At 44.9% G+C, this 15,769-nt stretch carries 16 protein-coding genes; 15 read left to right on the top strand and 1 reads right to left on the bottom strand.

Going from position 1 to position 15,769, the window contains the following annotated elements:
* The first annotated feature begins 352 nt into the window (after positions 1-352).
* Positions 353-970: a 3'-5' exonuclease KapD gene (gene kapD, locus ACI35L_RS02390; protein ID WP_049669682.1), complete on the top strand. Its 618-nt coding sequence runs from the start codon at positions 353-355 to the stop codon at positions 968-970.
* A 38-nt stretch (positions 971-1,008) separates the two neighbouring features.
* Here kapD and ACI35L_RS02385 read toward each other — a convergent pair whose 3' ends face one another.
* Positions 1,009-1,392 (bottom strand): kinase-associated lipoprotein B, encoded by a 384-nt coding sequence (locus ACI35L_RS02385; RefSeq protein WP_049669683.1) that lies wholly within the window; start codon positions 1,390-1,392, stop codon positions 1,009-1,011.
* Between the two features lie 280 nt (positions 1,393-1,672).
* Between ACI35L_RS02385 and ACI35L_RS02380 the strand changes: the two genes are divergently transcribed.
* From ACI35L_RS02380 to ACI35L_RS02315, 14 genes are all read left to right on the top strand, one after another.
* Complete coding sequence (locus ACI35L_RS02380) at positions 1,673-2,263, top strand: peptidylprolyl isomerase (protein ID WP_049672754.1); 591 nt, start codon at positions 1,673-1,675, stop codon at positions 2,261-2,263.
* Between the two features lie 229 nt (positions 2,264-2,492).
* On the top strand, positions 2,493-4,133 hold the full coding sequence (locus ACI35L_RS02375; RefSeq protein ID WP_439802159.1) for a sigma-54 interaction domain-containing protein: 1,641 nt from the start codon (positions 2,493-2,495) through the stop codon (positions 4,131-4,133).
* Between the two features lie 160 nt (positions 4,134-4,293).
* Positions 4,294-5,913: a long-chain-fatty-acid--CoA ligase gene (locus tag ACI35L_RS02370; RefSeq protein ID WP_049669685.1), complete on the top strand. Its 1,620-nt coding sequence runs from the start codon at positions 4,294-4,296 to the stop codon at positions 5,911-5,913.
* The gene (locus ACI35L_RS02365; RefSeq protein ID WP_049669686.1) at positions 5,910-6,680 is read left to right on the top strand and encodes an SDR family oxidoreductase; all 771 of its coding nucleotides are present in this window, start codon (positions 5,910-5,912) and stop codon (positions 6,678-6,680) included. Before ACI35L_RS02370 ends, ACI35L_RS02365 begins: the two co-directional genes overlap by 4 nt.
* 166 nt (positions 6,681-6,846) lie before the next feature.
* Positions 6,847-8,022 (top strand): acyl-CoA dehydrogenase family protein, encoded by a 1,176-nt coding sequence (locus tag ACI35L_RS02360; RefSeq protein ID WP_049669687.1) that lies wholly within the window; start codon positions 6,847-6,849, stop codon positions 8,020-8,022.
* Positions 8,023-8,035: 13 nt separating this feature from the next.
* On the top strand, positions 8,036-8,800 hold the full coding sequence (gene fabG / locus ACI35L_RS02355; RefSeq protein ID WP_049669688.1) for a 3-oxoacyl-ACP reductase FabG: 765 nt from the start codon (positions 8,036-8,038) through the stop codon (positions 8,798-8,800).
* A 35-nt stretch (positions 8,801-8,835) separates the two neighbouring features.
* Entirely contained in the window at positions 8,836-10,008 is a 1,173-nt protein-coding gene (locus ACI35L_RS02350; protein ID WP_439802158.1) for a thiolase family protein, read from the top strand.
* 31 nt (positions 10,009-10,039) lie between these two features.
* Positions 10,040-10,441 (top strand): acyl-CoA thioesterase, encoded by a 402-nt coding sequence (locus tag ACI35L_RS02345; protein ID WP_197089897.1) that lies wholly within the window; start codon positions 10,040-10,042, stop codon positions 10,439-10,441.
* Between the two features lie 64 nt (positions 10,442-10,505).
* Positions 10,506-11,372, top strand: coding sequence for a branched-chain amino acid ABC transporter permease (locus ACI35L_RS02340; RefSeq protein WP_049669690.1), 867 nt, complete (start codon positions 10,506-10,508; stop codon positions 11,370-11,372).
* Complete coding sequence (locus ACI35L_RS02335; RefSeq protein ID WP_049669691.1) at positions 11,372-12,376, top strand: branched-chain amino acid ABC transporter permease; 1,005 nt, start codon at positions 11,372-11,374, stop codon at positions 12,374-12,376. The genes ACI35L_RS02340 and ACI35L_RS02335 overlap by 1 nt, the downstream gene beginning before the upstream one ends.
* 13 nt (positions 12,377-12,389) lie before the next feature.
* Positions 12,390-13,154, top strand: coding sequence for an ABC transporter ATP-binding protein (locus ACI35L_RS02330; RefSeq protein WP_049669692.1), 765 nt, complete (start codon positions 12,390-12,392; stop codon positions 13,152-13,154).
* Entirely contained in the window at positions 13,147-13,854 is a 708-nt protein-coding gene (locus ACI35L_RS02325) for an ABC transporter ATP-binding protein (protein WP_439802157.1), read from the top strand. Before ACI35L_RS02330 ends, ACI35L_RS02325 begins: the two co-directional genes overlap by 8 nt.
* Positions 13,855-13,883: 29 nt before the next feature.
* Entirely contained in the window at positions 13,884-15,053 is a 1,170-nt protein-coding gene (locus tag ACI35L_RS02320) for an ABC transporter substrate-binding protein (RefSeq protein WP_049669694.1), read from the top strand.
* A gap of 154 nt (positions 15,054-15,207) precedes the next feature.
* Positions 15,208-15,414, top strand: a complete 207-nt coding sequence (locus ACI35L_RS02315) for a hypothetical protein (RefSeq protein ID WP_439802156.1) — start codon at positions 15,208-15,210, stop codon at positions 15,412-15,414.
* The last annotated feature ends 355 nt before the right edge of the window (positions 15,415-15,769 follow it).

The raw sequence follows: 15,769 nt of genomic DNA, 5'->3' as shown, positions 1-15,769 counted from the left end.
ATGAGTGAGGCTATCTTATTTTTGTCTCATAGATGGAAATGATGAATCCGTATATGATTTTACCCCAATCAAAAGACAAGCTCATGAGTAGTATGATTAATAACAGCACTGGTCCTGAGGATTCATGGCTTTCTTCTTACCAGCCCAGTGCCGAATTACCAATAGGCGGGTTCATTTGTAGGAAGGAATTCTTCGAAAGTTAAGGAAAATGGGATGTATATTATTGGGATGAATAGTAAAATAGTTAAAAAGCCAATCAGTTATTTCTTGATCCTCATTAGCTCAGCTCCCTTTGGATAAAGAGGGAACATGAGCGGGAGGGGCAGAAATGTGAAGGGAGAGGGGGATGCACATGTATGAGAGAGGTGCTCATTTATTCATAGACTTTGAGTTTACGATGCCTGAAGGAAAGAATAATCCCTTTGGCTTCTATCCGGAAATTATCGAAGTCGGCTGGATCCTCGTTAAGGAGGATGAAATCATTGATCAATACACGTCCTATGTGAAGCCAGAAGCATTTCCGAGGTTAACTTCAAGATGTAAGAAATTCCTTAATATTACGGATGAACATGTAAGCCGGGGAATCTCATTTGAGGAGCTGGTTGTCTTATTGAAGAAAGTGAACAGCGAGAAGCCTGCCATTGTCACATGGGGAAATAATGATATGAAGGTGCTCTCGCAAAATTGCCGAAACCGCGGTTTTAAGATGCCGTTAACGGGTAAGCAGATTGACCTATCCAATGAGTACAAACGCTTCTTTGGCGACAAAAATCAGACAGGCTTATGGAAGGCTGTGCAGCAATATGGAAATTCGGGAAATGGCAAGCAGCACCGCGCCTTGGATGATGCCATTAATACTTATCATATTTTCCGGCTTGTTGAACAAGATAAGCGTTATCTGGATAACCATGAATCAACGACAATTGGGGATATCATTGATTTTTCCACACTGCTTAATGAACTGAAATAAAAACCAAATCTCCTTTTATGAAGATTTGGTTTTTTGTTTTATAGATTGTATTCTGATTCAAGCCTTTCAAGGCATTCGAGACTGCGTGCTGCCCAATCAGAAGGATCTTCACGCAAATCCCTCCTTAAGACGGAAAGGGCTTCAGCTAAGGAGTCCTTATAGGGCGGAAGCTCACCTTCAAATGGCTTTACCATATTTGCCGGCACATTTGTCTGCTCCAGATGAGCGAGTGCCTTTCTTTCATGAAAGAAATCCACATCCGCCTGCTTAGGATTATGAAGGTCACCCTGCATTGGGTGCTTTAGAACAGCGAGTGTCTTGACGACGATATAGCCATTAGGGCGTATTTGGGTAATCTCCCCGGCATATTTCCCTGTCTTATAAAAGGCTGTTACATAATCCCCGATTTGTAATTCACTCATATCCATCCCTCCAAAATTATGTACTCTCCTCATCATACCTTTTTACCTGGTTCACATACATGAAAAAGTCTCAACGTGAGAGGTGCTTTTTCATAGAAAATCGTGTAAAGTGAGAACTTGGAGGCAGGTAAAGATGAAAATACGACTAATAATGCTTGCAATGATCCTCCTTGGTGGAGCTGCTTGGTATTATTTCAGCAAAAATGTGGAAAACCAACAGCATGCGGAAAGCATGATGGAGCTTGACCAGACTATTTTAGAGAAAGAAGGCGACGATACAATGACAGTATTACCTCAATTCACAGACGTACAAGGCAATGAAAGACTCGTGGAAATGGTAACGAATAAAGGGAATATCAAAATTAAATTATTCCCGGAACAAGCGCCAAAAGCGGTAGAAAACTTCCTGACACATGCGGAGAACGGCTATTATGACGGCCTCATTTTCCACCGTGTTATCAATGATTTCATGATCCAAGGCGGAGACCCGAATGGAACAGGAACTGGTGGAGAAAGTATCTGGGGACAGCCGTTCGAAGATGAGTTCACAATGGATCTCTTCAACTTCCGCGGTGCATTGTCCATGGCTAATGCTGGTCCTGGCACAAACGGAAGCCAATTCTTCATCGTTCAAAAGAATGAAGTGGAATCCAACTTGCGCGGTCAAATGGAACAAGCAGGCTATCCTGCTGAAGCAGTCGAAAAATATATGGAAGTCGGCGGAACACCTTGGCTTGACCACAGACACACTGTATTCGGTCAAGTTGTCGAAGGCATGAATGTTGTCGATGACATTGCCGGAACAAAGGTTGGCCCGAACGACAAGCCGGTATATGATGTTGTTATTGAGAAAATTAATATCTTAAACTAATAATTGAGCTGGAGCTGAGTGGAGTAAATCCCATTCAGCTCCATTTTTTATTTAGAGCAGCGGGGAGTTCGTTCCAAAATGATCTAGTAGAAAACAACTTAGAGCCCTTATGCTGAGGGGGCGGGTGATTTCACCCAAATCCTTTCAGGCTAATATCCCCTAATAGATTTTTATGGTAAAGTTTAACATATAGACGAAGGGGTGAGATGAATTGAAGGAAGGTTCATTTATGTATATAGAAACTTTCGATAATCAGCAGATTCTCACGATGAATGAGGAAGCGAGAAGAATGTTGGGGGATAAGAAGAAGTCCTTGAAGATTCAAGATTACTTTGATCACTGGAATGTCTGTGAAGAATCAATGATTTCTGCCGCTGTCGATGGAATAGAAATGATTTTCTTGATGGCCAAGAAAACAGATGGAACCCATGCTTACGCTGGAATTGTCTCTGGGGAACTGGATAGCCTCACCATGAAGGTGAGGGAGATGGAACGGCTTAATCGCCATCTTGATGCTGTTATTGAGAATTCGTATGACGGAATTTATATAACAGATAAGAATGGAATTACCTTGAGGACAAATTCAGCGATTGAACGTATTACCAATATCCCGAAGGAATATTACATAAATAAGAGGACGGAAGATTTAGTGAAAAGGGGCATTTTGGAGGATTCAGTCACGAAAAAAGTGCTGGAGAAAAAGCGGACAGTTTCGGTGATGCAGCTGAACTACCTCGGCCGTGAAACCTTGCTGACAGGGAACCCCGTCTTTAATGATGAAGGTGAAATTGAAAGCGTTGTCACAAATATCCGCGATTTATCTGATTTAAATCAATTGCATAAAGCACTGCAGGAAGCCAATGAGTTAAATCAGGATTATCGTAAAGAGATTGAGCGTTTAAGGGATCATTTGGCTCAGCTAGGAGATTGGACAATTATCAAAGCAGATAGAATGATAAAGATCTATGAGATGGCTGCGAGAATTGCGAATGCAGATGCAACTGTCATTCTTTATGGGGAAACAGGAGTCGGAAAGGATGTCCTCGCTAAATATTTATACCAGCGGAGTGAACGAAGCAAATCAGGAAAATATATTAAAATCAATTGTGGTGCCCTTCCTTCAGAATTACTTGAATCCGAGCTGTTTGGCTATGCGGGCGGTGCCTTCACAGGAGCTAACAAAAGCGGGAAGCAGGGCCTGTTTGAGATGGCGGATAAAGGGGTGCTGTTCCTCGATGAGGTAGGGGAAATGTCAATGGCCCTTCAAGTAAAACTGCTCCGTGTCCTTCAAGATAAAGAAATTCAGCGGGTAGGCGGGACGGTAGCGAAGAAGGTAGATGTTCGTATAATCGCTGCGACCAATCGGGATTTACGGAAAATGGTCGACAAGGGGGAATTCCGGGAGGATTTATTCTACAGGCTGAATGTTGTTCCAATTACGATTCCTCCGCTTCGGGAAAGAAGAGAAGAGATTCTGCCGCTTGCAGACCTGAGTCTACGGCAATGCAATGAGAAATACGGTACCTATAAGCAGCTGAATAAAGATTTAAAGGCCTTTTTGTACCAATATTCATGGCCGGGCAATATTCGTGAGCTGGCTAATCTAATTGAACGGATAACACTTCTGCATATGGATGATGTTCTTGGCCTAGAGCATCTGCCTGCTGAATATCAGCCTGCTGCACCGATTGAGCTGCATAAGGAAACAGCTGTTCATTCCTTAAAGGAAGCAGCAGAGCTCGCTGAAAGGAAGGCTTTAAGCCTAGCGGCAGAGAAATACCATTCCACCTATGAAATGGCCGAAGCCTTGCAGACAAGCCAGCCGACAATCGTCAGAAAGCTAAAGAAATATAAAATTGAATTAGGTTAGCATTATCACATCGTACCTGGATAGATGTAGAGAATTCGGCAGTGGAATCTAGCAGATTACCACTGCCGAATTTTTTTGGTGCTGGCATATTGGCATAAATCTTGCATCACAAAAGGTGAGTCCTTTCTACATAAGGAGATAAACGTTTCGGAGGTGCAAGATGGAAAACATAACTGGGCGGGCCTGGCAGCAATGGTACGTAAAGGACGCATTTCAGGATATTCCGAATCTGGGTTTATATGATTTGCTGGAGCGGTCGGCAAAACAATATTCTGAGCAACCGTGCATCATTTTTGAAGGGGAAGTATGGAGCTATGAATCTGTAAAGCGGCAGACAGATCAACTTGCGGGTGGTTTGAAGACGCTTGGATTAAAGAAAGGTGACCGTATTGGGCTTATGCTTGAGAATGATCCCATTTATGTAATCAGCTATTATGCTGCACACCGTTTAGGACTAATTGTCGTCCAGATTAATCCTCGCTACACAACGAGAGAGTTGCTGCAGATTGCCTCAGACAGTGGCTGTCGGGCAATCATTTATGACGGAACAGCTGAACGAGCAGTGAAAGAAGCACAACTAATCTATCCATTTGAGCAGACCATTTATGCAGGTCCAAAACAAAATCGAGAAAAAACAGTTCAAGAGCTGATGAATAACGACCTGCTGGAGAAAGTTGAGAAGATCAATCCGCTGGAGGATATTGCTGTTATTCAATATACTGGCGGGACGACAGGCAAGATGAAGGGAGCGATGCTCACACACTGCAATGTAGTGGCTAATGTGGTCCAAAGCCGTGCGATGTATGGGGAAATCATGACAGAAGGACGGGAAATCGTCTTGACGGCAACTCCTTTGTATCATGTGTATGCGATGACAAGCGGCATGAATTTAAGCATTTATCTCGGAGCAGCAATCTTGCTGTATAAACGCTTTGACACCAAAGCTATCCTAGAGGGCATTGAACGACACAAGCCAACTTTCTTTCCGGGAGTGCCAAAGATGTATATGGCCCTCACGCAATATTCGGAGATTGACCGCTATGATCTGACTTCCTTGAAAATGTGCACATCCGGTTCAGCACCAATTCCAATCGAGATTCTTAACCAGTTTGAGCGTTTGACGGGTGCTTCTATTGGAGAGGGGTTCGGATTATCGGAAGCTTCCCCTACCACACATCGGAATCCGCCGAACGGCATCCGGAAGGTCGGCAGTGTCGGTATTCCACTTCCAGGTACCGACTGCTTGATTATTGATGAGAATAACCAGCCGCTGTCAGAGAACCAAGTGGGCGAATTGCTTATCCGCGGACCGCAGGTTATGAAGGGATATTGGAATAATGAGCAAGAAACCGCACGCGCATTAAAAGGCGGGTGGCTTTATACAGGGGACTTAGCTATGCAGGACCGCGATGGCTACTTCTATATTGTCGGCCGGAAGAAAGAGATGGTGATTGTGGGGGGGTTCAATATTTACCCCCAGGAGGTGGAGGATGTACTTTATGGACATCCAGATATTAAGGAAGCTGCAGTCGCGGGTATTCCTACGGCTGAGGCAGAGGAAATTGTGAAAGCCTTCATTGTTCCGAAGGAGGGGACGACCATTGATTTAGAGGAAGTGAAAGGCTATTGCTATGCAAGGCTGACACCGTATAAAGTGCCAACCTTATTTGAGATTCGAAGCGAGCTTCCGCGCAATACTGTCGGCAAGCTGTTGAAGAGGACCTTAATCAAGGAAGAATTGGATAAACAAGTTGAAAAGAGCAGGAGGAATGATGGATGAAGTCTTCCCTATTTGATTTAAGCGGATGTACGGCATTAATAACAGGAGGGGGAACAGGACTAGGGCGCATCATGGCAGAGACGTTGGCTGAGTATGGGGCAGAGGTGGCAGTTTGCTCACGAAATATCGCGCATGGACTTGAAACGGCCGAATTAATCACTGCCCGATATGGCAGAAAGGCAAAGGCTTATTCATGCAATGTGGCTGTAGAAGAAGAGGTCATTGAGGTGGTCCAGCGTGTTACGGAGGATTTCGGTCCCATTCATATCTTGATTAACAACAGCGGCACGACATGGGGAGAAAAAGTGGAGGAAATGCCTTATGAAGCCTGGAAAAAGGTCATGGATGTCAATCTTGGCGGGACGTTCCTCATGTCTAAATATGTTGGGAGACAGATGATTCAGAATCGACAGGGTAAAATCATTAATATTGGATCGGTTGCCGGCATTAAAGCAGAAGCGCCTGATGTGCTGAATGCCATTGGATACAGCGCAAGCAAGGCAGGTATCCACCATTTCACGAAGGATCTGGCAAGGAAGTGGGGCGAATACGGTATCAACGTTAACGCTATTGCCCCAGGATTCTTTGAGTCAAAAATGACAAGACATGTCCTGAGTGAAAACCAAGAGAAAATCATTCATAAGAATCCGATGAAACGGCTTGGGGACCCGGATTCCTTGAAGGGAGCGGTCATGCTTCTGGCGAGCCGGGCTAGTGATCATATTACTGGGCAAATCATTGCGGTTGATGGAGGAAGCTCCTTATAAGGGGATGATTCATTCTTGAATGAGTCGTCAAAGATGAATCGATTCAATTGTGATTTTTGCGTATTTATCCGTCTTTTAGGTTGGCATGATACTTGCATTAAATAAGTTTGAACAAAAAACAATTGTAAGCGATTTCAAAAAAATAGAAGGAATGGGTGGGAGAAAGATGTATTTACGGTTAACAGATGAACAAAAAATGGTGCGCAATACAATCAGGAAGTTTGTGGAGAATGAATTGATTCCCCTAGAGAATGAAGTGCTCAAAAATGAACGGGAGGGCAGGCCAAGCCTCTCAGATGAAAAGCTTGAGGAACTCCAACTGAAAGCGAAGGAGTTCGGTTTCTGGGGAATTAACACTCCGGAGGAATACGGAGGGGCAGATTTAGGTCAGATGATGATGGCAATTGTCCTGATGGAAGTATCCAAAACATTCGTCCCCTTTAAATTTGGCGGTTCAGCCGATAATATCCTCTACTACGGCAATGAGGAGCAGAAAGAGAAATATTTAATTCCAACCATCAATGGAGAGAAGAAATCCTGCTTCGCGATGACAGAACCGGATGCCGGGTCGGATACACGCAATATTAAAACAACCGCCGTAAAGGATGGAAATGACTGGGTCATTAATGGAGAGAAAACTTTCATCACCGGTGGAAATGAAGCCGACTTTGTCATGGTCATAGCCATAACGGATAAAGAAGCCCATACCAGAACGGGCAGAGAGGGTGTCACCTGCTTTATCGTGGACCGCGATATGGGCTGGAAATCAGAATATATCCACACGATGGGTGAGTGGGGACCGGCCGGTTTGGTCTTCGATAATGTGCGTGTTCCAGAGGAAAATATATTAGGCGAGCTTCATGGAGGTTATAAGCTGGGGCTTGAGTGGATTGGCTTTGCGCGCTGGGTCGTCGGGGCAAGAGCGGTCGGAACAGCAGAGCGTCTCCTTCAAATGGCGATTGATTATTCTAAGGAGCGTTTTACATTCGGGAAACCGATCGCTGACCGTCAGGCGATTCAATGGCAAATCGCTGATTCAGCGGTTGAAATTGAGGCGGCACGCTGGCTGACACTCAATGCAGCCTTTACCCTCGATCAAGGAGAGGATAACCGTCACCTGGCTGCCATGGCCAAACTCTACGGGGCCAATATGGGGAACAAAGTCGTGGACCGTGTCCTCCAGATTCATGGCGGAATGGGCTATACACGTGAGCTGCCGATTGAACGCTGGTACCGTGAGGCGAGATTATGGAGGATTTATGATGGGACAGATGAGATTCAGCGCATGATTATTTCTCGTAATCTATTAAAAGGCCATGTCAAAGTTGGGGATTTCATTTAAGGAGGAATAGGTGATGGCAAAACATTTTCAAAACAGAACAGCCTTCATTACAGGCGGATCACGCGGAATTGGCCGAAAGATAGCTGAGAGGTTTGGAGAAGAAGGGGCTAATATCGCGATTATCGATTTAAATGAGGAAGCCATTGAGGAGACAAAGCAAGCCTTTGAGGAGGCTGGATGCTCTGTCTATGCAAAGGTGGCAAGCGTGACTGACCGTGAGCAGGTTGAGGGCGCGATGGCGGAGGTGGTTGAACAATTCGGGAGCATTGATATTCTGGTCAATAATGCCGGAGTAATCCGTGATAATCTGCTCTTTAAGATGACGGACGAGGATTGGCAAATGGTCATGGATGTCCATTTGAAGGGAACATTCTTCGTGACAAGAGCAGCTCAGAAATATATGGTGCAAAACCAATATGGCCGTATTATCAACATTTCATCCACATCTGCCTTAGGGAATCGAGGACAGGTGAATTACTCAGCCGCCAAGGCAGGGCTGCAAGGATTTACGAAAACCCTTGCCATTGAGCTTGGGAAATATGGCATTACGGCAAATTCTGTTGCCCCAGGCTTTATTGAGACAGATATGACGAAGGCGACAGCTGAACGGATTGGCATTTCCTTTGATGAACTGATTGTAGCGAGCGTCAGCAAAATCCCTGTTGGCCGTTCGGGAAAGCCAGAGGATATTGCCAATGCCGTTGCTTTCTTTGCGGATGAGAAATCCTCCTTTGTGAGCGGACAGGTGCTGTATGTGGCTGGGGGACCTAGGAATTAATGAATATCCCTCTTATGGGAAAGGAGCATGAAGCTATGGGGAAGGAAGCGGTCATTGTGTCTGCTGTCAGAACAGCAATCGGCAGGCAGGGAGGAGCATTAGCATCTGTTCCTCCTCATGTATTTGGTGCAGAAGTGATAAAGGAAGCCGTGAAGAGGGCTGGTATTACACCGGATGTGCTTGAGGATTGCCTAATGGGCAATGTATTAAGCGGCGGTGGAAATATTGCTAGATTAACAGCTTTGCAGACCCATCTAGCCTTGGAGCTACCGGGTTTAACGGTAGACCGGCAGTGCGGGTCTGGGATTAATGCAGTCACATTAGCTGCACAAGCCATTAAAGCAGGGGAGGGGGATGTTTATATTGCCGGTGGGGTAGAGAGCATGAGCCGTGCGCCATATTTACTCGACCGTGCTGATAAACCGTATAGCCCAGCACTTCCAAGGTTCAGAAAATCCAGGCTGTCACCGGAAGAAATAGGGGACCCGCCAATGGGAATCACTGCTGAGAATTTGGCTGAGAAGTATCGCATCAGTCGAGAGGAACAGGATGAATTCGCAGCAAACAGTCAAAGAAAGATGAGATTTGCGATGGAAGAGGGACGGTTTGATGAGCAGATTGTCCCAATCTCCATTCCGGTGAGAAAAGGGAATCCAGTCATTTTTAAAGCAGATGAGCATCCCCGGCCCCAAACGACTATGGAAGCATTGGGCAATCTTTCCCCAGCCTTCAAGGAAGACGGGTCAGTAACAGCAGGAAACAGCTCTGGGTTAAATGATGCCGCCGCAGCACTTGTGATCATGTCCGGCAGCAAGGCATCCGAGCTGAATCTTGAACCATTGGCCATCATCAGAGAACAAGCCATTGCCGGTGTGGATCCTAATTTAATGGGAATTGGACCAGTCCCGGCTGTGAAAAAGGTCTTACAGAAGGCTGGTTTGACGTTGGATGACATGGACTTGGTTGAAATCAATGAAGCCTTTGCCGCTCAGGTTATCGCATGTGAGCGGGAGCTTGAGCTGAATCCGGATAAGGTCAACGTGAATGGCGGAGCAATTGCTCATGGACATCCGCTCGGCGCCACCGGGGCCATCTTACTGACAAAGGCTGTGTATGAATTAAGGAGAATCAAGGCCAAGTATGCGTTAGTCACGGCCTGTATTGGCGGAGGCCAAGGAATTGCTGTCATTATTGAACGGCCATCATGATTCTATAGAAAGATAGGTGAAGCACATGGCCATGGAATTACTAGAGACAATCGTCTATGCGCGCTTCAATGATTCAGATGCATCAGGCTATATAAGCAGTATCAGTTATTTCTCTTATATGGAGGAGGCGCGCACAAAGTTTTTTGACAGCCTTCAAAGATATATCGAGGATGAGAAGGTGAATTTCATCGTAGCGTCAGCCCAATGTCAGTACGAAGGGTACGAGCGCGTCAAAGAATATCTGTCCGTATCCACCATGGTTACTCATGTTGGGAAGAAAAGCTTTCATCTGTCCCATGTTATATCAAATAGCCAATCAGGCATTGTCATAGCAAGAGGGAATGCAGTGATTGTCTGCTTTAATTTTGACGAACAGATAACGGTCTTGATTCCAGGCGGTCTAAGGAATCATCTGGAGAGACTGCAAGATTAGGAGAGAAGAGTGCGAGAGATTCATTCTCTGAAGCCTCTTTCCTCCGTAGATAAGGAGGGATTAAATGGAGACTCTTTTGCAGCAGCTTTTTAATGGATTAACAGTCGGGAGTGTTTACAGTCTTGTGGCACTGGGACTTACCCTTGTATTTGGAATCCTGCATATCCCTAATTTCGCACACGGAGCCCTTTATATGCTAGGGGGATATGTAACGTTGACGATGATGACAAGCTTGGGCCTGCACTATTGGCTAGCCATTCTTCTATCTATGTTAGCGGTAGGTTTGATAGCTGTTTTGATGGAGCGGCTGATTTTCCACCCGCTTAAGGATGCCCCGCCATTGCAAGATAAGATTGCCGCCATTGGAATACTCTTGTTTTTGGAGGCTCTAGCTCAGTTCATATGGGGAGCAGAATATCGGATGATGCCGACTCCTTATGGACAGGTGGTAGAAATAGGTGGTCTGACCATCACGCTCCAACGAATTTTGATTGTTGGGGCAGCCATCGTCATCATGATTGGCCTGCATTTCTTCCTGCGCAAAACAATGACGGGCTCATCAATTATCGCAATGGCCCAAAATCGGGACGGAGCATTTCTGGTTGGAATTAATGCCAATAAGGTGGCAATGCTCACATTCTTAATTTCCGGAGCCCTTGCAGCGATTGCGGCATCCTTAGCGGCACCTATCAATCTCGTCTCTCCAGGCATGGGACATCTCGTTATTCTAAAAGCATTTGTCATTATTATTTTAGGCGGGATGGGCAGCATTCCAGGAGCCATTCTCGGAGGATACATCCTCGGTTTCAGTGAAAGTCTTGGGGCTGCCTATATTTCTAACGATTATAAAGATTTGATTGCCTTCGTCCTGCTTGTGTTGATTTTATCCATTAAGCCCCAAGGATTATTTGTGAAGGAGGGACATAGCTAGTGAAGGGAGCCTATTTAAAGAAATTCCTCCTGCCGGCCATACTGTTGCTTTCCCTGCTCTTTCCTCTCGTTATACAAAATGAATACTATCTGCATATTATGACGCTTGCCTTTATTTGGATTATTGCTGTGTACGGTCTAAATCTAATCGCTGGCTATACTGGATATTTATCGCTTGCGCATGCTGGATTTTTTGCCATAGGCGCATATGCGATCAGCCTCTTGACCGTTAAGGCAGAAATGAACTATTGGCTTGCTTTTCTTCTTTCGGTCTTAATCACCTCAATCATTGGTTTCTTTATCGGCTTGATTGCCTTGCGTACAAAGGAACATTATTTCGCCATCTATACCTTATGTGTCGGCTACATTATTTACCTGGTGATTTACAAATGGGAGGAACTGACAGGAGGTGTACGCGGATTCATTGGTATTCCTTCGCCGCCCCCAATCGGTTCTATCTATTTCGATGAGGCAATTCCCATGTATTATTTAGTCCTGGTTTTTCTGATTCTTGGGATGATTGCCATGTACAGAATTGTCCATTCCTTGTCAGGACGGACCTATAAGGCCATCAGGAACAGTGAAGAATTAGCTGCTTCTATTGGTATTTCAACGATGAGGAATAAGCTTGCTGCTTTCGTTTTATCCACAGCTTATGCCGGGGTGGCTGGCGCTTTATACGCTTCGTTGATTCGGTTTATCGGACCAGACATTGGCTATACAAATATTATTTTTGATATGTTGATCTACCTGCTCGTCGGTGGCATTGGTACGCTATCAGGTCCAGTTATCGGGACGATTCTTGTTGTTTGGGTATCTCAGAATCTGCAGTTTCTGCAGGATTACCGGATGCTGATCTTTGGGCCTCTCCTGACCTTCTTGATTATTTTTTATCCGAAAGGAATTGCGGGCTCCTTCATTCAGTGGAGACAGAAGCAGAAAGAGAAAGCCCTCCAGAAGGAACATGCACGGGTTCAAGGACAGGAAGCGGAAAACAAAGTATAGGAGGGATGAGGAGATGTTCTTGGAAATCGAAGGATTAACGAAGCGGTTTGGCGGCTTGACTGCTGTGAATCAGGTAGACTTCTCTGTCGAAGAGAATAAGATTAATGCCATTATCGGGCCAAACGGCGCGGGAAAATCAACGTTTTTCAACTTAATCAGCGGTTTTCATCCGCCGTCTGAAGGACAGATTCTGTATAAGGGGGAAGACATTACAGGTATGCCGTCTCATAGGATTGCGAATTTAGGCTTCGCTAGAACCTTCCAAACGACACATTTATTTGAACAATCGACGGTTTTTGACAATGTCATGGTCGGCCATCGTCTTCGGACGAAATCTACACTTGTAGATGCCATATTTCGAACACGCCGGTTGAAGCGGGAGGAGGAGAAGTGCAAGGAGAAGGCATTAGAGGTATTGGAATTCACGGGGCTTTCCCATTTAGCGGACCGAATTACAGCTAATATCTCTCAAGAAGAGAAAAAACGAACAGCCTTCGCGCTTTCCTTGGCTACTGACCCAGACATTCTCTTTCTTGATGAGCCGGCTGCGGGAATTAATCCAGATGAGACAGAGGGCTTGACCGATTTGATTAAACGGATCTCTTCAACTGGCATTACGGTATGCTTGATTGAACATAAAATGCAAATGATTATGAAGCTTGCGGATAAGATTATGGTACTGAATCATGGAGAGAAAATTGCGGAAGGAACACCTGAGCAAATTCAAAATAATGAGGAAGTGATCAGGGCGTATCTAGGAGGCGAGGCTATTGCTTAAACTAAATCAGGTACATGTGAAGTATGGTCATTATACAGCTGTCAAGGAGGCAACAATTGAGGTTGGAAGCGGTGAAATCATCGTGTTGCTTGGAGCAAATGGCGCCGGGAAAAGCACCCTGTTTAGAGCAATCAGCGGTCTTCAAAAGGTTGCCTCGGGCTCTATCAACTTCGTTGATGAGCCTATCCATTCATTAAGTGCAGACCGAATTGTCAGAAAGGGAATTGTCCAATGCGCAGAAGGGCGCAAGCTGTTTCCGCAAATGACTGTACACGAGAACCTCATTCTTGGCGCCTTTGTCCATAAACGAAAGAAAGAGCAAATCAAAGAAACTTTAGCACATGTATTTGAATTATTCCCCATCCTTAAGGAAAAAGAGGGGCATTCTGCAGGCAGCCTGAGCGGCGGTCAACAGCAAATGCTCGCCATTGGCCGAGCACTTATGGCGAAACCGAAACTAATGATGCTTGATGAGCCATCTGTCGGTTTGGCTCCCCTCATTGTGGAGCAGATGTTTGATATTATCCAAACGATTAACAAGGAAGGAACAACCATTCTCCTTGCTGAACAAAATGCAAATGCCGCCTTGAAAATTGCCGATAAAGGCTATGTATTTGAGAGCGGATCGATTGTATTATCCGGCACTTCAGAAGAGCTGTTCACCAATGAGAAGGTTAAGAAAGCCTATATAGGTGCTTGAGTGAATCCTAAATTGAGAGGGGTAAGTGTATGAGAAAAGTCGGGTTGGTTGCTTTAATGGGAGCGATGCTATTCGGATTAATCGGCTGTTCATCTAATAATACGGCTGGAGGGAGTAAAGGGGATACGGTGACAATCGGATTCACGGGTCCATTGAGCGGTGCGGCAGCCTATTACGGGGAACGTACTCTGCAGGGGCTTGAGATGGCAGCAGAGGAAATCAATGATGCCGGCGGCTTTGAGGTGGATGGAAAAACCTATAAACTCGAAATTAAGGCACTAGATGATAAGTATTTACCAAATGAGGCAGCAGCCAATGCAAAGAGGCTTGTGCAGGAGGATAAAGCACCGATTATCTTCACTCCTCACAGCGGCGGAGTTCAGGCACTGCAAGTATTTAATGAACGGGATAAATTCATTATTGGCGCCTATACAAGTGAGCCGGGGGTCGTTGAATCAGGAAACGAGCTGACTGTCCAGGTTGCTCCGCAATACAGTGGTTATATTGAGCCGTTCACAACCTATGCGATGAAGACATCGGGCAAGAAGCTGGCTATGCTTCCGCCAGCGACTGAATATGGGAAGGATTGGGCGAAAAGCCTTCAGCCTGAATGGGAAAAACAAGGCGGTAAGATTGTTTATGAATCGGCTATTGACTTTGCGAAGGATACAGATTTCTTCACTATTATCACAAATGCTCTTAAGAAAAAGCCGGATGTCCTATTTATAGGGGGAGCATCTGAAGCAACCGCTAAAGTGGCTAAACAGGCAAGAGAACTAGGATTCAAAGGCGGGTTCATTGTTATGGACCAAGCGAAATTTGATCAAATGAAGGCTATTACGGGAAGCTATGATACGTTTAACAACTCTATTGGAGTTACGCCATTAATCTATTCAGACTTCCCGGGGACTGATGGATTTGTGGAAAAATACCATGACAAATATGATGGTGTAGATCCAAGCTCGGAATCTGGTCTTGATTATATCGCCTTACATGCCTTTGTCGGAGCGATGGAGTCGGCGGGAACAGTGGATGATGTAGAAAAAATCAGGAGCTCCATGCAGGAGGGATTAGAAAGTGTTACAGATGAAGAGAAGGTATACAATATCCCAAGCATTACGAAAGAAGGCTCTTTTGAAATCGATCGGAGGCTGACTATTATAGAAGACGGCGAAGTCAAAGAATATGAAGAAAACTAGTAATATAGGTTTAAACCGTCATCAGTTGAGCATAACAAGGAGCCTGCCCCTTCAGGCTCCTTTTCTTTAGGAAAATGGTTAAAACAATAAGAATAAATGTTATAATGTGGTGTACTATACAAATGTTTCCTTGGATAAGGAGGTATTAACTAATATGCCGCAATCCGTTTTATTTATTATGGGCTTGTTTTTGTATTTTCCTGAAGATAAGCGTGAATATATTCCGGCCGGCTTAACGATGGCAATCTTTTTTATATTTGCTATTTTGGCAATGAGGTTCATCATTTTGTATAACCGTAAGGAAGTGCAGAAGGCGAAGGAATTGGAAGAACAATTGAGAAAGAAAAAGATTATAGATTAAGAATATGAGCTGCACAGAGTTGTGCAGTTTTTTTGATAGAAGGAGGCTGGCCTAGTTTTGGGTCAGCCTTTTTGATATGGAAAAAGGAAGGAGCCTGTGAATTCGCCCTTAGGACATTTCTTCTCCCATACACTCGCTAAAGCGCTCATACTCATAAAGGTTCGCCCATATAGCTTACTTTTCGCCCTTAACTTCATGCGTTCGCCCTTAAACGGAAGAATAGCGCCCATAAACCTATTGTTTTCGCCCTTAAACAGATAGAATTCGCCCATAAATCATGAAATTCAAATAAATCTCTTCAAAAGGAAGGCCTATCCATGGCCTCATCATGAAAAAATGACAAGCTGAAGAGATT

Origin of the sequence: Pradoshia sp., from assembly GCF_051873915.1 — a bacterium.
Lineage (GTDB): Bacteria > Bacillota > Bacilli > Bacillales > Pradoshiaceae > Pradoshia.
The sequence above is the reverse complement of the archived record's forward strand: the minus strand, read 5'-3'. Positions and strand labels throughout refer to the sequence as shown.